The organism is Ferruginibacter lapsinanis (genome assembly GCF_020783315.1).
GTDB lineage: Bacteria > Bacteroidota > Bacteroidia > Chitinophagales > Chitinophagaceae > Ferruginibacter > Ferruginibacter lapsinanis.
The window spans coordinates 1,891,215-1,917,126 of sequence record NZ_CP086063.1 but is presented as its reverse complement, the minus strand read 5'-3'; the positions used below and the strand labels follow the sequence as shown (position 1 = coordinate 1,917,126).

Below are 25,912 nucleotides of genomic sequence, written 5' to 3'. Positions count from 1 at the left end.
AATTTAAATCAATTCATTTTCAATTTTTTGAATCAACTTTTTGACCCCCAATTTTGGATTGAGAGTGATGCCGTCTTTCAACCAAATTAAGGATTTCTCTAAAATTTTAGCATTATAATATTCCTCTCCGATTGCTCTATAGTATTCAGAAACAGTAATATTGCTCAATTCATATTTGTCTTTCTTGATAATATTAAAATAGTACTCCATTTTTTCTATATTATTGGAAACAAAAAATCCATGCCCTAATAAGAATAAACCACTAATTCTAGCAAAATCATAATGCTCATCAGATAATGTTCTATTTATTAGTTCTTCTTCTTCTAAAAAGTCCAAATACCCTGCTGCAATTTTTTTTTCGATATTGTATGATGCAACATTTAGTCCAGTATAATAATGACTAAGTTTTTCTTTCCCCTTATTGCTAGCAAAAGCAATTTTCTTGCTTATTTCAATATTACTTACCTTATCGATTTCAATTGAGTAGGTCTCAAAGTTAAATAAGTAAATCAAAAAAGGAATTTCAATTTCCTTGTTTGTAATGTAATCAGTGAGCAATTGAGTAGTTTCAACTCTTTTGGTTTGTTCAGATATTTTTAATACTGTCAAAATCTCATTGAGTTGATAAATAAAAATGTCCTTTAATTCAGCAGTATGAAAATAAAGTTTATCAATAAATTCATAATCAATTCCTGCGAACAATGCTTCAGTTTTGTAGGCTCTTTCTACTTGAGTAATTGTTTCATCTTTATTATCAGACCTCTCAATTTTAGGAAAAAATTTACTTATCCAACTCATTAATTTTCAAGTTTTTAAATTATAAACAATAAATATAAACAAATGAACTGTTAAGTAAAGCCGTTATCTAAATTTTATATATTACAAATATGCAATTATAAAATGATTTTAGTAACTATGCCAAAACCACTTTCTCTATTTCTTCCTTCCAGTTTTTAAACCCATTTTGAGAGTCTGAATAGTTATGAAAAACTCTACTAAAACCATTTTCTTTTTTACTTATATACTCATTTTTCCCATTTTTAATAATTGAACTAATTGTTTTATCTGTATGTGTTAAAATTTGCTTTAGATTTTGTACTTCACTAGCAATGTAAATCGTCAGCTAAAACTGGACTAAAAATAAGTTAATTTTAGAGAGTATTTCCATTGTTCATCATTAAAATAGAATAACATGGAAAAGAAACAAAAACAGTCCACAGAAAACTTCATTAAAGACATCCGTCGCAGGACTAGGCGATTGTTCACCTCCGAACAAAAGATCCTTATAGTTATGGAAGCACTACGAGGTGAAAGCTCTACCGCAGAGATATGTCGTAAACATGGGATTAACCAGGCATTGTTTTACAAATGGAATAAAGAGTTCATGGAAGCAGGTAAGAAACGCCTTAATGGTGATACTACTCGTGAAGCTACTAGTGACGAAGTAACTGAACTACGTAAAGAGAATCAAAGGTTAAAAGAAATGGTAGCTGATCTGATGCTCCGCTATGACATTGTAAAAAAAAGCTTAACCATCTTGGAGTAAGCGAAAAATATCAACGTCGTATGAGATTATCAGTAGCAGAAAAGGAGGAAATCATTCAATTGGTTGAACGTTCAGAACTGGGAGTAAACAGAACTTTGGTACAGTTGGGGATCAACAAGAGTACGTTTTACAATTGGTACAAAGCTTATTTGGATAAGGGTGCTAATGGCCTTGAATCAAAACGTGCTACCCGGCAACGCTGGAATACGATACCACAGTCTGAAAAGAATCTTGTAGTGGAGATTGCGCTGGAATATGCCGAGTTATCACCCAGAGAATTATCCTGTAAACTCAGTGATGTAAAAGGAATATTCATATCAGAATCCAGCGTGTACCGGATTTTGAAGGCCAAAGGGTTAATCACCAGCCCTTCACATATTTTGTTAGCAGCAGGAAATGAATTTAGTCAAAAGACCTGCTTTGTTCATGAAATGTGGCAAACAGATTTTACTTACTTCAAGATATTGGGATGGGGATGGTATTATCTGAGTACAGTACTGGATGATTACAGCCGTTTTATTGTTCATTGGGAACTCTGTAAGACAATGAAAACAGAGGATGTACAACGAACAGTTAATAGAGCCCTGGAGGCTTCAGAGTTGCCAAATGAGTTCAGGCCAAAGTTATTATCGGACAATGGAGCTTGCTATATCGCATCAGAACTCAAAATCTTTTTACAAAACAAGAAAATGAAACTTTTACATGGCAGGCCCAATCATCCGCAAACACAAGGGAAAATTGAACGTTATCATCGGTCAATGAAAAACGTTGTTAAGTTGGATAATTACTACTGCCCTGAAGAACTGGAAGCATCATTAACGGCTTTTGTACACTACTATAATCATGAACGCTATCATGAGTCTCTTGGGAATGTCACACCGGCAGATGTTTATTACGGAAGGCAAGAAGAGATTTTTAAATACAGGCAAAGAATAAAAATGCTAACGCTTCAAAGAAGAAGGCAAAATTATTTAAGACAAAAAATAGCATCTTAATTTTAATCTGTACACTATAAAACTAAAAATAAAAAGTATCTTTAAATCACGAAACACTCTCTAAGAGAAAGTTCACTTTGATTTGACGACATACAGCTGTTTACTGGGAACATAACACCTCTATTTAAACACACTGGATTATCCTTATACTTATCAATAAGTATTTCGGCTTGTTCAAACAATGGTATATTACAACGTTCGTCAGTCTTAGTAGTATCAACTGTAAGCCATTTTTTCCCATCAATCCCAACAATGGTATTCGCAGGAGTTAATTTCGCTACATCGCTATACCTTAAACCTGTATAACAACAAAACAAAAATATATCTCTCACATAATTGAGTCTATCACAACCAAAGTCTTTAGTTGATAAAGTTTGCAATTCCTCATTTGTTAGTACCTCTCTCTTAGGATTTTTATAACTACATTTAAAATTCCCGAATGGATTTTTTGTAGTCCATTCATTCGCTAGAGCAAGATGAACAACAGTCTTCAACTGAGTAATCTTTTTCATTGCTGAATTAGAACTCAGCCCATCAACGTTCTTTAAATAAGTTTCAAAATCGGTTACAAACTTGTGAGATAATGAATCTAGTGATACATCTTCTTCTCCACTGGAATACTTCAGAAAGCTTTTTAATTTTCCTTTGGAGACTTCATATTGTTTATACGTCCCAATAGAATATCCATTCCCCACTTGAGCTTTGACTTTATCATTATGATAGTCAAATACCTCCAATAGAGTTTTCCTTTGAGTTGATAAACCCAAAAAACGTTGTTTAACTAAATCCGCAGTAATGCAATTGGAATTATCCAAAGTAAATTCGTTCTCAATTTGAAGAATTTTACTTCGGCTTACAGTAATGTAATTGTTGATAAGAATACTATTATCACTCTTACCCTTGACAAGCTTCTTGTTTGAGTCCCATTCAGAAGCTTTAATAAAATAACCAGTAGCAGTTTCTACTTTTTTTCCCCCTACGGTAATACGTAAGTAAAGCGGGGATTCTCCTTGATTGTTCTTTTTTGACTTATAAAGCCAAAACAAAATACTAATTCTCTTCATATCCATCTTTAAAAAAGTTAACAAATATGTTATTTGTAGTTATCCTTTTTAACTGATGAAGAGCTACGGAAATTCAAGAATGGACTTCCGTACCACAAATATACGAACAAATTCGTAAATAACAACAGTCAGCTAAAAAAAATTACTTTTTTCTAAGGTTACCACTTGATTTTTTTCAGTTACCAATTAGGTTACCAAATTTTTTGTGGCAATTTGAAGAGTTATGGAGGTTGTAAAAACAAGAATGCCTTTAAACATTGAAGTCTAAAGGCATTTGCAAATTTTTGTGTTTTTAGATGTGAACTGGCTGGGACTCGAACCCAGGACCCCATCATTAAAAGTGATGTGCTCTACCAACTGAGCTACCAATTCTTCCGCCATTTTTTTAATGGAGTGCAAAAATAAGGCAAAATAATCTTGTACCAAACTTTTTAAAAAACTTTTTCCAAAATATTCATAATATTTTTCAAGATTGTTTACCAAACAGCCGATTAAGTCGCTTATTTTTGTTGATAATACGTAAACAATGAGCGAATTTTTTAAAAATAAAGTGGTGGCCATTACCGGTGGTAGTAATGGTATTGGCAAGGCAATTATAGATATCCTGCTTGCATCAGGTGCAAAAGTGGCTACTTGTAGCCGTAATCAGGATAAATTATACAATCTTCAGATACAAAATTCCAATAAGCCATTACATACCGTTGTTGCGGATGTAAGTCATTATTCAGAATGTAAAAAATTCATTGACTCTACCATCAAAACCTTTGGTGGTATTGACATATTAATTAATAATGCAGGTATTTCAATGCGGTCATTATTAAAAGATGCAGATATTGATGTGATTGAAAAAGTCATGAGTATTAATTTTTATGGCACACTTTACTGCACAAAACTGGCCTTAGAGTCAATTACAGAGAGAAAAGGAACAATTGTAGGTGTATCTTCTATTGCAGGATATCGTGGTTTACCGGGAAGAGCCGGGTATTCTGCTTCCAAATTTGCCGTGAATGGTTTTATGGAAACTTTAAGGGTTGAATTGGCAGATAGCGGGGTGAATGTAATGTGGGTATGCCCGGGTTTTACCAGCAGTAATATCAGAAATGCGGCATTAAATGAAAGAGGGCAAGCACAGGGTGAAGGACCAATGGATGAGAGTACTATGATGTCATCTGATGAATGTGCCAGACATATTTTAAATGCCATTGAAAAAAGAAAAAGAACATTAATACTAACTTTTACGGGCAAACGAACTGTATTTTTAAATAAGTTTTTTCCGGCATGGACTGATAAGTTGGTACATAACTTCTATTTCAAAAAGGGAAAGCTGGTTAAATAATTTACATACCCGGCCGTTAAAAGTAAATCGTGAAAAGATAAAAGGAGGTTAATCGCAACTGATTTATCTCAAATAAAAAGTATAAAAGATGATAATGCTATTACACAAGGTATTATCAATTATCATCTATCAATTACCAAATAATAAATGCCTTTACTAACAATTACATCGGATATTGGCCAGCAGGATTTTCTTGTTGGGGCGGTAAAGGGACAGTTATTACAACTGATCAACAATATCACTATTGTTGATATTACACATGAGTTATCGCCTTTCAATTATCCGCAGGCCGCTTATGTATGCAGAAATGCATTAAAGAATTTTCCTTCCGGCAGTATGCACCTGGTAATGGTAAATTTATTTGAAGAAAGGCCTGAACATATGCTACTTGCTGAGCACAATGGACAGATCATTGGTTGTGCTGACAATGGTTTACTGACGATGATATTAGAAGAAGTCCCTCAAAAAGTAGTGGCGCTTGAACTGGATAAAAATCAACAAAAAAACACCCTTTATTGCACTACGGTTTTTTCCAGAGCCTTTAATGAAATCATCTCCGGTAAAAAACTGGAAGAAGTTGGAGATGCTTCTGTTTCGATCAGGGTAAAAAATCCGCTTAGGCCACTATTGGGTAACAATTGGATCGAAGGTCAGATCATCTTTATTGATAATTTTGAAAACGTAATTGTAAATATTACCAAAGAAGAATTTGAGGAACAACGAAAAGGAAGAAGTTTTAAAGTTGTATTTAAAAGAGACGAAGTAATTGACAAGATTAGTGAAACTTATGCCGATGTACATGAAGGGGAAAAATTAGCCTTATTCAATTCAGCAGGTTATCTTGAAATTGCTATTAATAAAGGAAATGCTGCAGGACTCTTTGGTTTACAGGGCTTTTCAGAAAAACAACAGCAAAATCAAAGCCAGTATAACAGTAACAGGCTTTTTTACCAAACGGTAAAAGTGTATTTTGAATAACGAAAGCACTGAATACAACACATATTTCATTTGAATTTTCTTACCAACATATCAGCTGATAAAAAAACTGACAAGGAGTTGATCCTTGCTTTTAAAGAAAGTAATGACAGCAGATATTTAAGCATTCTATATCAACGATATATGGACCTGGTATTTGGGGTATGTTTTAAATATTTTAAAGAAGCTGAACGTAGTAAAGATGCCGTGATGGATATCTATGAAGAACTGCATTATAAGTTAAGATCTCACGAAGTGGAAAATTTTAAGGGCTGGTTACATACATTGGCACGAAATTTTTGTTTAATGCAGTTAAGAAGTCCTAAGAACCTCAAAACCACTGAATTTAGTGGCGATTTTATGCAATCGATAGAAAATACGCATCTGACAAATGAAGCATTTGAAAAAGAAGAAAGCTTCCTTAAACTGGAAGATTGTTTAAAAAGGTTACCCGGAGATCAGCAAAAGACTATTGAGTTGTTCTTTTTACAAAAAAAATGTTACAATGAAATTGCCGAAATGACCGGTCACGATTGGAATAAAGTAAGAAGTTTTATTCAAAATGGAAAAAGGAACTTAAAGCTTTGCATAGAAGGAAAAAATAAATGAGTAACAATAAAATAAATAGCATTTACACAGTAGAAGACATTTACGACTATTTGTCGGGTAAAATGACTCCTGCAGAAAGGCATGCTATTGAAAAAGCTGCATTGGATGATCCATTATTAGCCGACGCTATTGAAGGATACAGCAATGTGCCCGAATTTACCCAGGAACAAGGCTTTGAAAACATCAACGAACACCTGGTGAATTTAAGAGCCAAATTTATCACCGATAAAACCGCAGCAGTATCTATAAAAAATTACAAAACCATCTGGAGAGCCGCAGCAGCAGTTTTGTTATTGATAGGAGGCACTGTTTTGGCTCTCTATTTCTCTGATCATCTAAACAATAAAATAACCCCCATTGCGAAGGTAGAACCGAGTGTAACATCAACTATTACACCTATACCATTAGATAGTACAAAAGCGATAACAGGTGGCAACAGTAATACAAAAGTTGAGAAACAGGAAATTGCTTTTACAAAAAAAGAAGAGCCCGTTTCATTTACTGCCAAAAAACAGGCTGAAGAAAAAATCATTCAATCTGATGATGAAAGAATAGAACCGATTACAGCAACCAACAATATGAAATCTATTGCTGATGAAAAAAATATACCGGCAGTAGCTCCACGCATTCTCAAAAGTGATGAAGCTGCAGTTGCAGCAGAAAAAAGAAAAGAAGAATTAAGTGCAAAAAAAGCCGTACAAAACAATAGTAAAAATGTAGTTTTTTCCGGCAGAGTAGTAAATAAGAACAATCAACCTATTGCATTTGCTTCGCTTAAAACTGAAGAAGGGCTTATGTCTACAACAGATGACAGCGGAATGTTCAGCCTGCCAATCTCTAAGAAAAAAACCGGCAAGGTCACTTTTAGAGCAAGTAACTATTTACAAAAAACTGTAATCGCATCCGGCGGTTTCCAGACAATTGTACTTGATAATAATAGGGTCAGCAACTCCAATAACAGCAATATAGCTAATACACAGAACAAACCCGGACAAGTATTGGTATTACACAAAACCGGCGCCGAACCAAAAGAAGGATGGCAAAAATATTTAAGCTATCTTGTAGAGAAAATATCATACTCTACCTATGATACAGGTAAACCGGTAACAGGCGAAACAATTGTTATATTTGATATCGATACTAAAGGCGAGCCAATGAATTTTTCTTTTGAAAAACAAATTGATGCTGACGTAAATGATGCAGTAGAGGATTTGATCGTAACCGGCCCCGAATGGAAATTGACTGATGAACATTTAACCATCGGTCATATTAAATTGAAAATTATTTTTTAACCAAACTAATCGATATGAATAAGCTATCTCTGTTTTTGTGTTTTGCTTTATTTGCAATCAGCACAACAGCACAAGTAAAAATGCCTCAACCATCTCCTACCCAAACCATTAAACAGAATTTTGGTATTGGTGAGATAGAATTAACCTACTCACGCCCAGGTGCAAAAGGAAGAAAAATCTTTGGCGACCTTGTCCCTTTTGATAAGATATGGCGTACGGGAGCCAATGCCGCTACCAAATTCAGTTTAACTGAACCGATCGAAATGGGAGGCAAAAAATTAGATACAGGTTCTTATGTTCTATATACCATCCCGGGCAAGCAAAACTGGGAAATCATCATTAACAAAGGACTTTCCAATTGGGGAATAGACGGATACAAAGAATCTGAAGATGTTGCACGTTTTACTGTAGAACCTAAAAAAATAAAACCGGCCGTAGAAACTTTTACAATGGAATTTGCAAATGTGAAAGCTGAAAGTTGTGAACTATTGATCACATGGGAAAAAACTGCTGTTACTATCCCTATCACTACAAATTTTAAAGAAAAAGTAAAGGCTCAATTAGAGGCAGCTATGCTTACCGACAAAAAACCTTACTGGCAAGCGGCTCAATTTTATAACGAATACGAAAAAGATCTGCCGAAAGCAATTGGTTATGCCGACAAAGCGCTTGAAACATACCCTAAGGCTTTTTGGATATACATATACAAAGCAAGAATGCAAAAAGAAAACGGTGACATTGCCGGCGCAAAAATAAGCTCTGACAAATCTTTGGAACTAGCTAAAGAAGCTAAGAATGATGACTATATAAAAATGAATGAAGAATTTCAAAAGAAATTATAATAACAATAAACTGTTTTATTTAAAAAGCTGCATACTATTTATGCAGCTTTTTATTTTTGACCTATCTTAAAAAAATTAAAAATGGCTTGTAACAATACACCTAAAATAAGTACCAACAATGCACCAATTGCATTCAACCATAAAAAAGAGATCACATCCATTTTATAAATGATAACCACAATTAATTCTCCAATTACCGCTGCACTAAACACAGCAGTTGCCTTGATATATTTAACCCAGAAAGCAGTTAAAAATATCCCCAATATTACTCCGTAAAATAAGGAGCCGATAATATTTACCGCTTCAATTAAACTATTGCCGATATTATACGCAAACATCGCAATAACAATACAAAATACGCCCCACCCGAATGTGTACCATTGCGATAACACATAATCACTTTTCTGTGTTGCTTTTTCAGCCACAAATCTTTTATGAAAATCTATTACTGTACAGGCTGCCAATGAATTTAAGGCAGCAGCTATACTCCCCCATGATGCTAAAAAAAGCATTGCAATTACCAATCCTATTAGCCCTATTGGTAGATTGTCTTTTACAAAATGAAGAAAGATATAATTATTATCGTTCAGGTCTGCGGCTGGCAACGCTTTCTGTAACATAGCTCTGTATTGCATCCTATACATATTAGCATCAGCCGTATGAGCGGAATTAAATGCTTCGGTATAATTATGCTCCAAAATATTCAATGAGTCTTTATAAGGAGTAAGGTTCGCTTCAACGATCATTGTTTCATTGAAATACACAGGAGGCTTTGCAGAACTGTAAAAAATAAAGATCAATACACCCAGTAATAAAATAAAAAATTGCATCGGCACTTTCACAATTCCATTCACTAATAAACCTTTTTTACTTTCCGACTCATTTTTTGCTGTGAGATATCTACCAACCTGGCTATGGTCTGTTCCAAAATAACTCAGGGCCAGAAAGAATCCACCAATTACGCCACTCCAAATATTGTATTTGTCTTTCCAGTTAAATCCTGTTTCTGTAAATCCAGAAGTGATCACATTCATCTTTCCGCTTGAACGTATTGCCTGAGAAACATCTAGCCCCTGCGGTAATAATTTAACTGCTAAATAAGCAACAATCAATAAAGCAACAAAGATGATGATCATTTGCAATTTTTGGGTATGTGCCACTGCTTTAGCTCCACCACTCATAGTATAGATGATCAGCAAACCTCCCATCACCAAATTAGTCATATAGATATTCCAACCCAATAAAGAACTTAATACCAGCGATGGTGCAAAAATGCTTACGCCGGTACTTAATCCTCTCGATAATAAAAAAAGAAATGATGTAAATGTTCGTGTCCGTCCATCAAACCTGTTTTCCAAAAATTCATAGGCTGTATATACTTTCAATTTGCTGAAAACAGGAACAAAGAAAATACAAATAACCACCATCGCTATAGGCAAGCCAAAATAATATTGCACAAAACGCATTCCATCACTGTAAGCCTGTCCGGGTGCAGAAAGAAAGGTGATAGCACTCGCCTGTGTGCCCATGATACTTAGTAACACCAAATACCAGGGCATACTTCTGTTGCTAAGAAAATAACCATCTAAGTTTCTAGTGGTGCGGCTCTTATAAATACCATAGGCAATAATGCCGCAGAGTGTCAAACATAATATTATCCAATCTATGATACTCATTACTGTAAGCCTGTGGGCCGATTACATTTTTATTTTTTCTCAGTTAAAATACTTTGTAATAAAATAGTAGAGCAGTATCTGTACGATCAAAAAAAACAATACAAACATGTATCGCTTCGTCCAATATGGTTTGTTATTCTGCATTTTTTGCATGTACAGATGAATGTTATTTATGTTTCTTTACTGCTTTACTTGGCCTGGCATTTTTATTAGCCAGTAAATTAGCCAGTAACCTATACGCTCCTGGCACCCCTGCTGGTAGCTCTCTAAAAAACACTAACCCGGTATAGATAAATCTGCCTTTCCCGTAATCGGCTATGATCAAACTACCTTCCTGCTCATTTTCTCCGGGATCTTTCATACTAAGAACACGTTGGTAATTGCTATCGATATTTTCTGCATTGTAAATACTTCTCTCCTGTATCCATCCGTCAAAATCTTTCTCAGTGATCTTATTGGGATAGTTAAGTACTGGATGTTTAGGCAATAAGAAATTTACTTTTGCGGTTTCATCTGTTATCCTGCTTCTGCTGATCGTAAATGGATACGGACCAATTTTCGATTTCACTGAACTAATAAAATTATTGGTATTGTATTGCGATAACAATACGCCTCCTTCCTTTACATACTGCATCAGTACATCATAACTGTTGATCATCCAGTCATTGGTATTGTATGCTCTTACACCTGTAACGATGGCATCGAATTGTTTTAGATTAGTCTTCGTGATATCAGCTTCTTTAAGCATGGTTACTTTGTAGCCCATTTGTTCTAAGGCTTGAGGAACTTTATCTCCTGCACCAATAATATAACCTATATTCTTACCGACTGTTTTAATGTCTTCATCGATTTCCTTTGTAAATTTCAGAGGTTTAAAATATACTATTTGAGGGATATGATCATATTTAATAGTTTTGAATTCCTTTAATATTTGCTTATTCTTATTCACATATGAATTCTCCATTACATTTTCAATATGTATGTGATCAAACACCTTTCCAGTAGATGTAAATAAATCGATATTGGGTTCAAATTCAATTGGTCCGGAAACTTTAAACGTAACATTCTGTTCTCTATTTAGGGATAATTCTTTTATCGTCCTTAACAAAGTTGTATCGTGATTTTGATATACAATATCTTTTTTTTCATATACAATATCTCTATTATTATCTTTAAAGGAAGTTATGGATAAGTACGAATCGCTATGGTTTACAGGACTAGCAACAATTTTAATCTCTGGTAAAAACTTTCCCACAAAGCTCGGAGTAACATACACCGGCTGATAGATCTCACCCTTTATCGGATCTGTATATTTATACCGGATCGGTTTATTAAAAGTGAAATCAGTTCCTTCAATATTGATCTTGCAATCGATACTTATAGGATTGTTCTCTGCCTTACCGATTAATTGCTGATCGGTAACATTAAAGCTCCCCTTTTCCATGGGTTGCTCTAACCAATATGGCTGTGTTAATTTTTCATCAGGTTGGATATAAGTAATGATCGTATCTGTCTGATTGATATTCTTTTTAATATCCTTTTTAGCCAAATGAATATCCCATGCAGCAGCGTTAATATTAATTCCTGAACGATTATTTATCACCGTAAAAACCTTCAAGGTATCCCCTTGAACAGCATACTGCGTATTTGTAGTTGCATCCAAAAATAACCCACTGCATACTTCTATCAAATTTTGTATTTCCCGTAATTTTTGTTCTCTCCAATAATTATTACCTGTTGTCTTCACTTTGTTATACAATCGAACTAAGGCCGGCACGGATTTTTCGGGATGCTCTTCAGAAAAAGTTTTTATAATTGAATCAATTAAATTTTGTGCATTGTCTTCATGCACCGGTCTGCTGATCAATTCTCCGCCAAATAGAGTTCTGTCCCAGCTTATATCCACGCCATCCATTAGATCTTTTTCCGGCTTAGTCCCTTTGGTAGTTACAAAATATTCGAGTGTTTCGCCTCTTTGTGCAGGTACTCCAAAGCCCTGGCTTTTATGCTGACTACGACTCAATGCAGCTATCTCTCCATAACTTTTACCCAATAAAGGATTATACATCCCTACATCAAATTTAAACTGATCGTCACTTTGTGTATTGGTTGTGCCGAAATTAAAGGTATTCCACAACAAGCGTTTTGCCTGCCATGGTTGTACACCAAAAGAAAATTGTTCCGGAAATTTTGTAGCATCAGCTGCTGCATCAAAGGCCTCACTGGCAAGTATAGCCGAAGCTGAATGATGCCCATGCCCTGCCCTGTTATCTTCCGGGAAACGGGTAATGATCACATCAGGTTTAAACTTCCTGATCACCCAAACAATATCACTTAGTATCTTATCATGCCCCCATGTTCTTATTGCCTCATCAGAAGATTTACAAAAACCAAAATCATATGCTCTTGAAAAAAATTGCTCTGCCCCGTCTATCCGCCTTGCGGCCAATAACTCCTGCGTTCTTATCAAACCAAGATCGATACCTTGTTCATCGCCAATTAAATTCTGTCCACCATCGCCTCTTGTTAAACTTAGATATCCGGTGCGGTACATTTTTTCATTGGCCAAATAGGCCAGCAGCCTGGTATTTTCATCATCTGGATGTGCGGCTATATACAACACCGAACCAAGCACATTTAATTTCTTCAACTGTAATAATATTTCAGAAGAAGTGTATGTTTTAGGTGTTTGCGCTACTGCAATGAAAAATGAAAAATGAAAAATGAAAAATATAATACTCCCTTTTACCATAGAGCAATATTTAAAATAACTTCTTTGCATCATAACATATGTATTAATTCGTACGATAACTACCTGAATCAGCATTGACAGGATTTCTATTTTGTATTATAAACATCTTACAAAAATCAAATAAATTAACAAGCCTCAAGCATTCGTAAATCAAAAATCGTAATTCGTATTTTTTTACTGCCCTACAAAAAACACCGCATTGACAAATATCAATTTACCATTTTCCCAGAAACTTCTAAATATAGGATTATCAGCAAAATAAACGATCGATCCGCTCCCCATTGGCTGAACTCCGATCACAGTGCCATCTTTAATCTTATTCGTTAATTTATTGCCCACAAAACCTGCTATTTGATTTTCATTTTTAAGCACTCCTACATTCCAGCCATCTTTTGAAAATTCATACAGGTTATCATTTTGTTTTAAAGTAAAATAATAATTCGGATAGCCAAAGGCCAATGGATGAGAATTATCCAACTCTAATTTATAAATAGCCCCGGGTATATTTTTAGAGATGCTTTCTCTTTCTCGATTTTCATATCTTTTCACATCTGCATACGTATCCTTGTTGCTTTTTTCATCATCAGATTTTTTAAGCTTAAGGCCCCAGTCATTGGAAGCAAGCTGCGATACAGCATTTTCTGTGGCAATGATCTTACCTCCTTGTCTTACCCAGTTTTTAACATCGGTAGCAATATCTCTAGCAGTTAAAAATTTATAATTCCCAGCTGGCATGATCAATACATCTATATTTTTAAGCATTGTACCATTTATGTCATCCGCATTGATCAATGTGATCGGGTAATCTAATTGCTGTTCAAACAACTGCCATACTTCTCCTGCTGCTTCTGCCACCACCCCATTGCCTGTAAGCAATGCTACGGTTGGCTTTTTGATCAGATGAATTTTGTCGGAACCATAATCTAACCCCTGATCCATAAAACCAGACTCTACCGAACTTACCAGTGATGTATATTTAGCAAAAATATCCGTTACTGAAGCAAAGCCTTTTTCATTACCATTCTTTAATACGATCAATGTCCCCTTGTTAAATATTTTATTTTTATAAGTAAAATCCTTTTCGGTAAATCTTACCCTAAATCCTGCCTTTAGTAGATCAGCCAACAACGTTGCATCTTCTATTGAATTATACTCTATCAGATATCCGTAATTACTTTTTGTAACAGTATTTTTTAAATCCGATAATGCAATCTGCGTTAATCCATTTTCTTTAACCGCATATGCTTTTAACCCATACACGTATGGTAAACTCCAGGCAGTAATATCATACGTTACTGAGTCGCTCAATTTAGATTTAGGTTCAAACAACACCCTGATAAGCGCTGCCTTTGGTTGGTATGCATCTATACCAATCGTATATTTTCCTGCCACAACTGACTCTTCCTTACCGGTAAAATAATTATATCCTTTAATACCTGATCTGTTAAAACTTCCATACTGAATTTTATTATTGTCCAGCAATGATCTTAACTCATCCAATTTATTTTTATTATCTGATGTTATGATATATGTTTTGTATTCTCCTGAGCCATTTTTTTGTGCGTCATCATAAAATTTTTTAAACTCTTGTATCAATTTATCTGCATTGGCAGATGCCACTTCAATGGTGCTCATGCCGGTAATATAATGATGCTGAATCCTATCCGCAAGTGTAAGCGTATCTCCAGACTTAGTAACTACCGCCAGCCCTCCAAGGCTATGCCCTGCCTGTTCATATGTCATCCCAATAGCACCATTGTACATTGGATAGGTATCTCCGTAAGACGGATAGAACAGATCAAAAGTTTCTCTGGTGAAATACAGCCAACCATTTGCATCAAAATATTTTGCATGATTCCTCCCAATGCTTACCTGAAACTCACGCTGCCAAGGAGTAATTACTTCATGCAACGGCTCAGCAGCCGGCGCAAAATAATAAGGGTTGTCGGGATATTGCTCATGATAATCGCAATGAATTTGCGGCATCCATTCGTTATACTTTTTTATTCGCTGTTGTGTTTCCGTCTGCGTTTGCCACGCCCAATCTCTGTTAAGATCAAAATTATAATGATTGATCCTCCCTCCCGGCCAGGGTTCGATATGCTCTCTAGAATTAATATCAGCGTTAGCAGTTTTTCCTACTACTTGTGTAAACCAATTTACATAGCGATCTCTTCCATCTGGATTTAAACATGGATCAATGATCACTACCGTATTTTTTAAATAATTTTTTGATTGCGTATTGTTTGTGTTTACCAACTCATACAATGTTTTCATTGCTACCTCAGAAGAACTAGGTTCATTACCATGTACATTATAACTCAGCCAAACAATAACCGGTGCATGTATGTCCGCAGGTTTATCCTTCAACAAACCGGTTAACCGTAAATTATTTGTTCTTATTTCATCAAGTTTTTTAAAATTATCAGCGGAGGTAATATAAGCCAGTAATAATGGCCGGCCTTCAATGGTTTCTCCATATTGCTCCACTTTTATCATTTGTGGAGCAGCGGATGCTATGTATTGAAAATAACTTACAATTTTATAATGCGGTGTATATTTACTACCCAAAGGATACCCTAAAAATTCGTCAGGACTTTTTATTACCTGAGCAGAGGAAACTAAAAAAGAAAAAGCAGATAATATAAAGAGAAGTATATATTTTTTCATTGTCTGATCAAATTATTTAAATAATGAGATACAAAGCTCCCATATTGCTCCTATTGCTTGTAGGAATAATTGTGCAAAGTACTGCACAATTTAATCCTTATAGCTACCACTCACAAAAAAAAGTGACCTGCCGAAATGGAGCCGTGGTATCAGCACATTCATTGGCAAGTAAAACAGGTATAGATATATTAAAACAGGGCGGCAATGCAATAGATGCGGCGATCGCCACACAACTGGCTCTGGCAGTGGTGTATCCCGGAGCAGGTAATATCGGCGGAGGAGGGTTTATGGTGGCACATTTAAAAAACGGACAAAATATTACTATCGATTACCGGGAAAAAGCAGCCGGCAATGCCAACAGAGACATGTACCTGGATAGTAACGGTAATGCGCAAATGCATCTATCCCAAGATGGTCACCTGGCCGCTGGTATACCGGGCACCATTGCAGGATTATTTGCATCAATGCCCTATGCATCACTTCCCTTTGCCACATTGATACAACCGGCCATTGATCTGGCAGAAAACGGATTTTCACTTACACAGGCCCAGGCAGATGATCTTAACAACTATACCGCCGATTTTGTACGATTGAATACCGCACCGACCGCTTTTACTAAAGCTACTCCCTGGAAAGAAGGTGATACATTGATACAAAAGGATCTGGCCATCACTTTAAGGCGTGTGAGAGACCTCGGTGCTGCCGGGTTTTATACAGGAGAAACAGCAAGACTGATCGTAGAAGAAATGAAAAGAGGCAATGGCATCATTAATTACGATGACCTTAAAAATTATACGGCTATAAAAAGAACAGCTCTTGAATTTGATTATAAGAAATACCACATTGTTACGATGCCATTACCGAGTAGTGGTGGAATCATTTTATTACAATTAATTAAAATGATGGAAGATAAAAAGTTCAACGTGCAAGGATACCTGACTACTGAAGCAGTACAATTGATGATCGAAGCTGAAAGAAGAGCTTATGCCGACAGAGCTACATTTTTAGGTGATGCTGACTTTGTACATGTGCCCATAAAAAAGCTAACAGATCCAGTATATCTAAAAGAACGATTGAAAAATTTTACCCCCGGGAAAGCGGGAACCAGCATTACTACACAAGCAGGCAATATCAATGAAAGTGAAGAAACCACTCATCTAAGCGTAATAGATAAGGCCGGTAACGCTGTTTCAGTAACCACTACCTTAAACGGGCACTTCGGTAGCAGAACAGTTGTAACCGGTGCCGGTTTTATTTTAAATAATGAAATGGATGATTTTAGTATAAAGCCGGGAGTGCCCAATATGTATGGAGCCGTTGGTAATGAAAAAAATGCCATAGCTCCCAATAAAAGAATGCTTAGCAGCATGACCCCAACCATCGTTCTTAAAAACAATAAGCCTTATATAATTGTTGGTACTCCCGGGGGAACTACAATTCCGACAAGTGTTTTTCAAACGCTAATGAATATACTGGAATTCAAAATGAAGCCGGAAGATGCAGTGAACAAATCAAAGTTTCACCACCAATGGTTGCCTGACACAATTTTTGTAGAAAAAACCTTTTCTTCAATTATTAGAAATAAATTAGCAAAGATGGGATATACACTAGTTGAAAGACCTTCCATTGGAAGGGTGGAATTAATTATCACTAAAAATAATATTATTACAGCTGTTGCAGATGGTCGTGGAGAGGATGCAGCAGAAGGATACTAAAACATTAAACAAATGAATATCGGAAATGAATTTTTAATCAGTGTTATTAAACGCCTTTCTTATTATAAAGAGTTAGGAGATAAAACATTCGTTCAGCTAAATGATGCTGATTGTCATTTTAGACCAAATGAATCAAGTAACAGTATTGCTATCATTATCCAACACATGAGTGGTAATATGCTCAGTCGTTGGACTGATTTTTTAACTTCCGACGGAGAAAAGGAATGGCGAAACAGAGATAGTGAATTCGAAATAACCCATTACACAAAACCCCAATTGCTGGATCTGTGGGAAAAGGGTTGGGATTGCTGTCTGACAAGTATTAAAAATCTATCAGAAAACGACTTATTAAAAACAATCTATATAAGATCCGAGCCGCTTGTTGTTATAGATGCTATCAACCGTCAATTGGCGCATCTTCCATATCATACAGGACAGATCATATACATTGCCAAAATAATTACTGATACTAAATGGCAAAATCTATCTATCCCCCGGGGAAAGTCTGAACAATTCAACCTAAATATGAAAAATAACAAACAATAAATGCAACTTTGTTTAAAAAAATTGCATCTAAATCTAAAATAGTAACTTCGCACTCATAAATAATAAAAATGAAAAAATTTTACCTGTTATTAATTTTTACCCTATCAATAATTTTCGTTTCGGCACAAACTAAAATAGCTCTAAAAGCAGGTTGGAATGTTGCTACAGCAAGAGTTCGTTATGTAAATGATGTTTACAGTCAAAATATTAAGCAACCAAGTAGCAATATCAATGGTTTCGGGTTGGGCATAATGTTTAAAACGCATTTTGATGATGTATTGCATTTTTCCCCTACAATTAGTTACAATATGAGAGGTTATATCTATAACCCAACATATGGCGATACTTCCAAATATTACAATACAATTCATTATATAGATATCACCCCTGCTTTAAGTGCTGATTTTCCTGTAGGAGAAAGAAAGAATACGCTGGTTCTTTCTGCAGGACCTCAATTAGGCATTGCTATTGCAGGCACTGAAAAAACAACGACTAAAGGAGGTGTTACCTCATCAAACAAAATGAAACTAAGTGTAGATGGAGAGTACGGGATGTTTGATTTGGGATTCAGTTCAGGTTTAGCGTTTCATACCCCTAAAGTATTTGTTGAATTAGGATACCTGCTGGGATTGGCGAATATTAATAATAATTATCAAACAGATCACAGAAATATCAGAAACAGAATGATATCTGTGAGCTTTGGCTACTATCTGAGATAATATTGTTAAAATAGATTAAATATTACCTGCTTTTAAAGCAGGTTTTTTATTGTATTTAATTAAATGTATTAATCTTTGGTATTGAATTTGCCTATAGGGCTTGATTAGTTATTTTTGCTCATAATTTATACCCATCTGCGTAGAGTCTGGAAAATATTAAAGCGATTTATATTGGCACTGATACTTTTGTTGGTGCTGTTATACATTGCTATTCATTTGGCGCCGGTCCAAACCTGGATCGTAAAAAAAGTGGCCAATGCGTTTTCAGAAAAATTAAAAACTAGAGTAAGTGTCAAACATGTAGATTTTGCCTTTTTTAATAAAATGGAGATCAGGGGCGTTTTGGTTGAAGACAGACAAAGAGATACACTTCTTTATGCAGGTACTGCTATCGTAAATATTACTGACTGGTTTTTTATAAAGGACAAATCTACTTTAAGATATGTTGGTTTAGATGATGCCGTTGTAAATATGAAACGGACAGATTCAGTCTGGAACTATCAATTCCTGATTGACTATTTCTCCGGCCCAAAAAAAATAGACACCACCACCAAAAAAGGAGGGATTGAGTTTGATGTAAAGATTTTACAATTGCAAAATATTCGTTTCAATCAAATTGACAAATGGGTGGGGCAAGACATGACTATCAACATGAAAAAGCTCAGCATGTTTGCCGATGATATAGATTTCACAAAAAAAATAGTCAACCTTAATACACTCGATATTACCGAGCCTCTTTTTTCACAAAACGATTATACAGGCAACAGAGACAAACTGCATATTCCCCGCCCTCCCAAAAAAATATCTGACAAAAAACCTGATGCCTATCAATGGAATAATGATGGATGGATCGCCAACATTAAAAATATTCATATCACGAATGGTGTTTTTAATAATGAGAAAGAAAACTCTTTAACAGCATTACTGGATAACAGATTTTATGGAGAGCATATTATTTTCAAGAATATCACCGGTGATCTGAAAAATGTTCATTTCGAAAAAGACACCCTTACCACAGATATCAGTTTAAGCAGCAAAGAAAGAAGTGGATTTGAAGTAAAAAAACTGGAAGCCGCAGTCAAGTTTACGCCACAAATGATGGAGTTTAATAAGCTTAACCTGGTAACTAACAAAAGCAGATTAGGCAACTATTATGCAATGCGCTACAAAGAGTTTAGCGACATGAATAGTTTTTTACATCGGGTAACTCTTGAAGGTAATTTTGAAAACAGTATATTAAGTAGTGATGATCTTGCTTATTTTGCCCCTGAATTAAGATCATGGAAACGCATTTTTACTCTTAAAGGAAATGCGAATGGTACAATAGATAACTTCACTGCAAAAAAAATGATCATCAAAAGCGGCAATACTTCCATCGACGGAGATATTGCCCTCAGCGGATTGCCCGATATCGATAATACTTTCATTGATTTTACATCAAGAGACCTGATCACAAATTATACTGACTTAACCAGCATTATACCTTCTTTAAAAAGCATCACACAACCGCAGTTGAGCAAACTGGGAAACATCCGATACAAAGGAAATTTCACCGGCTTCCTGAGTGATTTTGTTGCTTACGGTACAATCAATACAGATCTGGGTGTTGTGACAGGGGACCTGAATTTAAAGTTGCCCGAAAAAAAACCAATTGTGTATAGTGGAAAGATCGCTACCACAGGATTTCAATTGGGTAAATTTATCAATAACAACGATTTTAATAATATCGCTTTTGATGGAAAGGTAAATGGTGTTGGTATTTCAACAAATAATGTCAAAGCTAATCTCGATGGATCAATTCAGCGTATTGATTTTGGAGGATATACTTATCAGAATATTAACGTGAAAGGTGATTTTGGGAAAAGGATTTTTAATGGCACCGCCAGTATTGATGATCCAAACCTGAAATTAGAAAACCTGCAGGGGAAGATTGACCTGAGTGGAAAAATTCCCCAAATTAATTTTGATGTTTATCTGGCCAAAGCCAATTTACAAAAGTTGCATTTTACCAAAGATAGTTTTGATGTTACCGGACATTTTAACCTCAATTTTACCGGCAGCAATATTGATAATTTTTTGGGTAAAGCAAGTATCTATAATGCCACGCTACATCATAACAACCAACCCCTTTCATTTGATTCTCTTGTTTTAAAGTCTGAAATAATTGACAACAAGAAACAACTAACAGTACAATCAAATGAAGCCGACGTAAAGATCAACGGCGATTTCACGATCCTTGAATTACCTAAAGCTTTTCAGTTGTTTTTAAACAATTACTACCCGGCTTATATTGAAAAACCAAAAGCCGTTTTAAATAACCAGGATTTTACCTTTAGTATCCATACAAAAAATGTAGATGATTATATAGGGTTACTGGATAAAAAATTACATGGGTTTAATAACTCCACAGTAGATGGAGTATTGAGACTTAAAGAAAACAAATTGACTGTCAATGCGGATATCCCCGAGTTTAGTTATGATGGGAAAACCTTCAACGACCTCCGATTACAAAGCGTGGGCAATTTAGATACACTTGTTACCGAAATAAATGTTGCAGATATAATGCTTGGCGATAGTCTTCACTTACCTACTACAAATTTACACATCAGATCACAAGATGATATATCAGACATCGGAATAAAAACCAGTGCCAGCAAAACATTAAGCAATGCTGAATTACATGCTCAGGTACAGACTATGACGGATGGTGTTAAAATAAATTTCTCTCCTTCTACTTTTATTTTAAATGATAAACAATGGCAAATAGAAAAAGATGGGGAACTAACACTTAGAAACTCTCAGATCAGTGCACATGACCTCAAGTTTATTCAAGGCAATCAGCAGGTAGATATTTCTACAGAACTTTCCGAAGATGGTGGCACTAATGATATTAAGGTTGGACTTACAAGTATTAATATTGATGATTTCTTACCTTTCTTTATAAAAGATCCACATATGGAAGGTCAGGTAAGTGGGAAGGTTCTTATTACAAACCCTTTTGGCAAACCATCTGTTGATTACGATATTAAAGCGGATAATTTTAAATTTGAAAAAGATTCAATAGGATTGATAACAGCAAATGGAAGATACTCGTCTTCAGGAATAGTAACATTCAAGGTAAATGCTGCTAATGACAGCGCTTATAAGTTCAATGTTGATGGAAGTTTTGATACGAGAGACACCATAACCAATCAGGCGAATATTTTATTTAAAAGTGACCGATTCAATCTTGCGATACTTAACAATTATCTTGATGGTATCTTTTCTGATATACATGGTTATGCTAATACCAATGACCTGAAGATCAGTGGAAACAGTAAACACCTTAATCTTACCGGAACTGCCACTATCACCGATGCATCAATGATAGTTAATTACACACAATGTAAATATAAATTCAGCAATGAAACTGTCATTTTCAATCCCAATGAAATAGACTTTGGGATGATCGACTTGAAAGACACATTGAACAATACAGCTACATTAAGCGGAAAAATGTATCATCACTTCTTCCGGGATTTTGAATTTGATGATGTTCGGTTTGACACCAAAAAATTATTGGTATTAAATACGCTAAAAAAAGATAACAGTCAATTTTACGGAAAGGTCATTGGCCGAGCTACGATGACATTAAACGGCTCTGCTGACAATATGATCATGAATATAGATGGCGAACCTTCAAGAACAGATAGTAGTCATATTTATTTATTAAGCGGTAGTAGTGTAGAAAACGGAGCGATTGATTACATCAACTTTATTCAGTTTGGTAAGGAAATGGAAAATAACCTTAAACTGAAAGCCAGCAGCAGCATTTTGGTTAATATGACACTGAAAGCCAACCCTGCATGTAAAATAGATGTTATACTAGATGAAGCTACAGGTGATATTATCAAAGGGGTGGGTGTAAGCAACGAGTTAAAAATAACTGTTGGAAATAAAGAGCCGCTTTCAATAAGAGGGCGCTACGATATTACAAAAGGAGAATACACATTCAATTATCAATCCATCATTAAAAAACCGTTTACACTGAATGGAGGTACCATCAATTGGTCAGGAGATCCTTACCTTGCCAATATTGATATGGCAGCTGAATACCTTTCTAAAAATGTTGACTTTAGCGGTATCTCAGATAATAATACAAAGAGAAAAAATGATGTTATAGTTGTTGCCTTATTAAAAGGAACATTATTAAAACCTAAGATAAATTTTGAATTTCAATTACCCGACAACAGCCCATTAAGAAATGATATTCTTATTACCAAAAGATTACAGGAATTTACAAATGATGAAAATGAAATGAACAAGCAGGTCACATCTCTTCTTCTTTTCAATTCGTTCTTAAATAGCAATCAACAATTTTTAACTGCCAGCAGTGGATTGAATGTTGCAACCAATACTATCGGCGGTATGGTATCAGGTGTATTGGCCAACTCTTTGAATAAACTACTGCAAACATTAAACTTAAATAATAATGTAGCTTTCAATTTTGACCTGAATTCAAGTATTGACCTACAAAGCAATATTGCAAAATTACAGGGAGCGGCTAAGTTAGGTATAACACTTACCTTCTTTGAAAACAGGCTGATAATTAACGTAGGAGGAAATTTTGATTATAATAATCCTTATGCGGCACCATCTAATAAAAACAAGATCACGCCCGATCTTACAGTAGAATGGCTTTTAAATGAGGATGGACGAGTAAGATTGATCGGATTTAATCAGACAAACACTGATATAATAGGACAAAGGAACAGAACAGGTATTAAACTCACCTACAGGAAGGATGTAAATAAACTCTCGAATTTATTTAAGAAAAGTAATGGAAGCTCAGGAAATAACTAAATGAATATTATAAAACAGCACCCAAAATATGGCTGTTTCCTGTAGTATACCCATGCTGGGTAAAATGAAAAACAATAGCAGCTATACCTAGCACACCTAATACAATTGCCCATATCCACCAGCGGTCTTTCTGTAAAATTTCTTCGGTAAAATATTCGGTCATCACAACGTTAGTGGTCTCTTTATCTCCTACCAGCATAGCATGTGCTGCATTTTGCCGGATAACTCTTTCTGCATTTACAGGATATGTAAATGCAGCGTTCACCTTCTCTGGCTCAAAAGTGATTTTGCCTGATTCATCTTTACTAAAAACACCAACACCAGTTATTTCAGCACTACCATTATGGTCAATTTCATTTCGTAGTAGCTGACTGATTGCCGAGAATTCGTTGAATGGCGCATTGCCCTCATTTTCTGTGGAAAATTCTATTGTGTACTGAGGTGCCAATATCCGGCTATTTACAAAATCTGTTTCAGCCGGAAGCGTTTCCACGCTCAGGGCGCCAATACCCGGCAATAGGCAGATTTTGTTTTGAAATAGAGAGGTGGCAATAATGTTGTACATGTCATTATAAATGTTACCCAAAGATATGAAGTACAAGTTCCGATTCCAAGTGCAACATTAGCATAGCGATAAAATTAAATATGCAGGAAATAATACCAGACAGAAAACACTATCGATTGAAAATTAAAACTTCATAATAATACCACCTAAGAAATTAAGGCCGTATGTTTCATAACGATGCCAACGTTCATATTTGTTATTCAACAAATTATTGATATCTGCCCATGCACTGAAATTTTTATTGATCACAAACTCTGCCCCTACACTTAAATCAGCCGCTCCCTTCAAATTTTTGGTAACATTATCTTTTAAAAGATAAGGGCCGCCCCCGAAAACAAACAGATCACTTTTCAGTAACACTTTATCAAAAGCCCACCAGCGCATAGAAGCGGTAATTTCTATAGGAACAGTTCCATAAGCAGCTGCATTATTTTGCATATCAGTATACCCATTAAAAGTTACACCACCAGTAATTGTAAACTTATCTTGGTTGATATAGCTCATATCTGCATGTAAACGCAATGCATTTACATTCTTATCATTACTTATTATAAAACCTTTTTCATCGGTGAGTGTATCATTTACAAAGAAAGCAAAATCATTAAAATGTACCAGTCCGGCCTTTGCACTGAAATTAAAATGCTTCCCAACCGTTGATTTAATTCCACCATACAGTTCTGTCTCCCTGGTATTTAACTGATCGGTTACCGGCAATATGTATGGGTTGATCGCACTCAGATTTTTGTAGGTATTCTTGATGATCTTTCCCACAAAACCAGCCTGCACCAAAAATTTCTTCTCACTCAATCGCATTTCGCCATAAATATTCGGCAACAAAACAAATTTCTTATTGCTGTAAGTTGGCGTAAGCCCGCCATGTATCGTATACATCGGAGCGGTATAAGTTAATACCGGAGTTACTTGAAAAACATTGTTCTTGATGGTTATATTATCCAGTAATAAATTTTTTGTTTTGTAAGAAGTAATGTCTGCTGTTGCAGAAATTTCAGCAGAAAAGCTTTCGTCAAATTTTTTATCAAATGGAATATTTACTATTACATTATTCTCAGACAATTTATTCTGACTGGTAAAAACATCTACGGAAAGAGACGGGTTGTAGTTTATACCCAGATCATTGGTATTGCTATTCCTCACCCCGGCGTTTAAAGAAAAATCCTGAAATCGCTGTAAGAGATCAGTTTTAGTAAAACTGTGCAGACCATGATCGTATCCGTATAGATAATTATCATGCAGACTTAACCCAACTCCTCCATATACTTCATTCTGTCCTGTAAAATAACTACCCGTAGCTTTTACATTCAGTTTTGAATAATCCTGGTATTTGATCTTTCCTTTAGATGAAATATAATCTCCGTAAACATTTATCAAACTGGTTTTGCCATCTCCAAAACTAAGTCCGGCTTTCAAAAAGGGCGTAGAATAATTACCGATACCGATCTTTAAATAATTCCGCACGCCTAACTGCAGGCTATCGTTTGCCTGCAAAGCCAAAGGACGCAACGGGATAGGCTGATAGGTATAAAATAAATTTTGTGCAGGCACCGTATAATTCATTTTTACTTTAGCTGTATCAGCAACCAATTGTGTGGCAGACAAATTAATTTTAACTGCATTTCTTAACACGGGTTTGTAGCTGGACGTAATATCGATCGATTGCTTTTTAGTAGTATCTCTCTGTGCAAAAGAAGCCAACGCCGAAATAGTGCAGGCAAAAAGCAATATTGAGTATTTAATATTTTTTGTCATC

At 35.3% G+C, this 25,912-nt stretch carries 17 protein-coding genes and 1 tRNA gene; 10 read left to right on the top strand and 8 right to left on the bottom strand.

The genetic code is table 11. The annotated features are described in order from the left end of the window. Positions 1-3: 3 nt before the first annotated feature. Entirely contained in the window at positions 4-798 is a 795-nt protein-coding gene (locus LK994_RS08255) for a hypothetical protein (protein WP_229759600.1), read from the bottom strand. Positions 799-1,192: 394 nt separating this feature from the next. On the opposite strand from LK994_RS08255, the gene LK994_RS08250 reads away from it, so the two are divergent. Continuing rightward, positions 1,193-2,541 (top strand): IS3 family transposase gene (locus LK994_RS08250; RefSeq protein ID WP_229759599.1). Its coding sequence is split into 2 segments (ribosomal slippage): positions 1,193-1,528 and positions 1,531-2,541, totalling 1,347 coding nucleotides; the frame shifts between segments, so codons are not numbered across the junction. A 41-nt stretch (positions 2,542-2,582) separates the two neighbouring features. On the opposite strand, the gene LK994_RS08245 is transcribed toward LK994_RS08250, so the two are convergent. Both LK994_RS08245 and LK994_RS08240 read right to left on the bottom strand, forming a co-directional pair. Further along, positions 2,583-3,605 carry a site-specific integrase gene (locus LK994_RS08245; RefSeq protein ID WP_229759598.1) on the bottom strand — a complete coding sequence of 341 codons (1,023 nt, stop codon included), beginning with the start codon at positions 3,603-3,605 and terminating at the stop codon, positions 2,583-2,585. Between the two features lie 299 nt (positions 3,606-3,904). Next, positions 3,905-3,977 (bottom strand) — tRNA-Lys (locus LK994_RS08240). A 154-nt stretch (positions 3,978-4,131) separates the two neighbouring features. On the opposite strand from LK994_RS08240, the gene LK994_RS08235 reads away from it, so the two are divergent. From LK994_RS08235 to LK994_RS08215, 5 genes are all read left to right on the top strand, one after another. Then, positions 4,132-4,941: an SDR family oxidoreductase gene (locus tag LK994_RS08235; protein WP_229759597.1), complete on the top strand. Its 810-nt coding sequence runs from the start codon at positions 4,132-4,134 to the stop codon at positions 4,939-4,941. A 147-nt stretch (positions 4,942-5,088) separates the two neighbouring features. Continuing rightward, the gene (locus LK994_RS08230; protein ID WP_229759596.1) at positions 5,089-5,919 is read left to right on the top strand and encodes an SAM hydrolase/SAM-dependent halogenase family protein; all 831 of its coding nucleotides are present in this window, start codon (positions 5,089-5,091) and stop codon (positions 5,917-5,919) included. A 30-nt stretch (positions 5,920-5,949) separates the two neighbouring features. Next, positions 5,950-6,525, top strand: coding sequence for an RNA polymerase sigma factor (locus LK994_RS08225; RefSeq protein ID WP_229759595.1), 576 nt, complete (start codon positions 5,950-5,952; stop codon positions 6,523-6,525). Beyond that, a complete protein-coding gene (locus LK994_RS08220) occupies positions 6,522-7,817 on the top strand; it encodes a carboxypeptidase-like regulatory domain-containing protein (protein WP_229759594.1) in 1,296 nt (431 codons plus the stop codon). Before LK994_RS08225 ends, LK994_RS08220 begins: the two co-directional genes overlap by 4 nt. 14 nt (positions 7,818-7,831) lie before the next feature. Further along, the gene (locus tag LK994_RS08215) at positions 7,832-8,659 is read left to right on the top strand and encodes a DUF2911 domain-containing protein (protein ID WP_229759593.1); all 828 of its coding nucleotides are present in this window, start codon (positions 7,832-7,834) and stop codon (positions 8,657-8,659) included. Between the two features lie 50 nt (positions 8,660-8,709). Here LK994_RS08215 and LK994_RS08210 read toward each other — a convergent pair whose 3' ends face one another. From LK994_RS08210 to LK994_RS08200, 3 genes are all read right to left on the bottom strand, one after another. After that, a complete protein-coding gene (locus tag LK994_RS08210; RefSeq protein WP_229759592.1) occupies positions 8,710-10,335 on the bottom strand; it encodes a sodium:solute symporter in 1,626 nt (541 codons plus the stop codon). A 166-nt stretch (positions 10,336-10,501) separates the two neighbouring features. Continuing rightward, complete coding sequence (locus LK994_RS08205) at positions 10,502-13,120, bottom strand: PIG-L family deacetylase (protein ID WP_229759591.1); 2,619 nt, start codon at positions 13,118-13,120, stop codon at positions 10,502-10,504. Positions 13,121-13,261: 141 nt separating this feature from the next. Continuing rightward, positions 13,262-15,757: a M14 metallopeptidase family protein gene (locus LK994_RS08200; RefSeq protein WP_229759590.1), complete on the bottom strand. Its 2,496-nt coding sequence runs from the start codon at positions 15,755-15,757 to the stop codon at positions 13,262-13,264. 23 nt (positions 15,758-15,780) lie between these two features. Between LK994_RS08200 and ggt the strand changes: the two genes are divergently transcribed. The 4 genes from ggt to LK994_RS08180 all read left to right on the top strand — a co-directional run bounded on the left by ggt (position 15,781) and on the right by LK994_RS08180 (position 23,579). Next, a complete protein-coding gene (gene ggt / locus LK994_RS08195) occupies positions 15,781-17,472 on the top strand; it encodes a gamma-glutamyltransferase (RefSeq protein WP_229759589.1) in 1,692 nt (563 codons plus the stop codon). A 12-nt stretch (positions 17,473-17,484) separates the two neighbouring features. After that, positions 17,485-18,018 (top strand): DUF1572 family protein, encoded by a 534-nt coding sequence (locus LK994_RS08190; RefSeq protein WP_229759588.1) that lies wholly within the window; start codon positions 17,485-17,487, stop codon positions 18,016-18,018. A 68-nt stretch (positions 18,019-18,086) separates the two neighbouring features. After that, positions 18,087-18,737 (top strand): outer membrane beta-barrel protein, encoded by a 651-nt coding sequence (locus tag LK994_RS08185; RefSeq protein WP_229759587.1) that lies wholly within the window; start codon positions 18,087-18,089, stop codon positions 18,735-18,737. A gap of 171 nt (positions 18,738-18,908) precedes the next feature. Next, positions 18,909-23,579: a translocation/assembly module TamB domain-containing protein gene (locus tag LK994_RS08180; protein ID WP_229759586.1), complete on the top strand. Its 4,671-nt coding sequence runs from the start codon at positions 18,909-18,911 to the stop codon at positions 23,577-23,579. Positions 23,580-23,586: 7 nt separating this feature from the next. On the opposite strand, the gene LK994_RS08175 is transcribed toward LK994_RS08180, so the two are convergent. Together LK994_RS08175 and LK994_RS08170 are read right to left on the bottom strand one after the other, a co-directional pair. Continuing rightward, positions 23,587-24,144 (bottom strand): hypothetical protein, encoded by a 558-nt coding sequence (locus LK994_RS08175; protein WP_229759585.1) that lies wholly within the window; start codon positions 24,142-24,144, stop codon positions 23,587-23,589. A gap of 123 nt (positions 24,145-24,267) precedes the next feature. Continuing rightward, positions 24,268-25,911: a TonB-dependent receptor gene (locus LK994_RS08170; protein WP_229759584.1), complete on the bottom strand. Its 1,644-nt coding sequence runs from the start codon at positions 25,909-25,911 to the stop codon at positions 24,268-24,270. Position 25,912 lies beyond the last annotated feature (1 nt).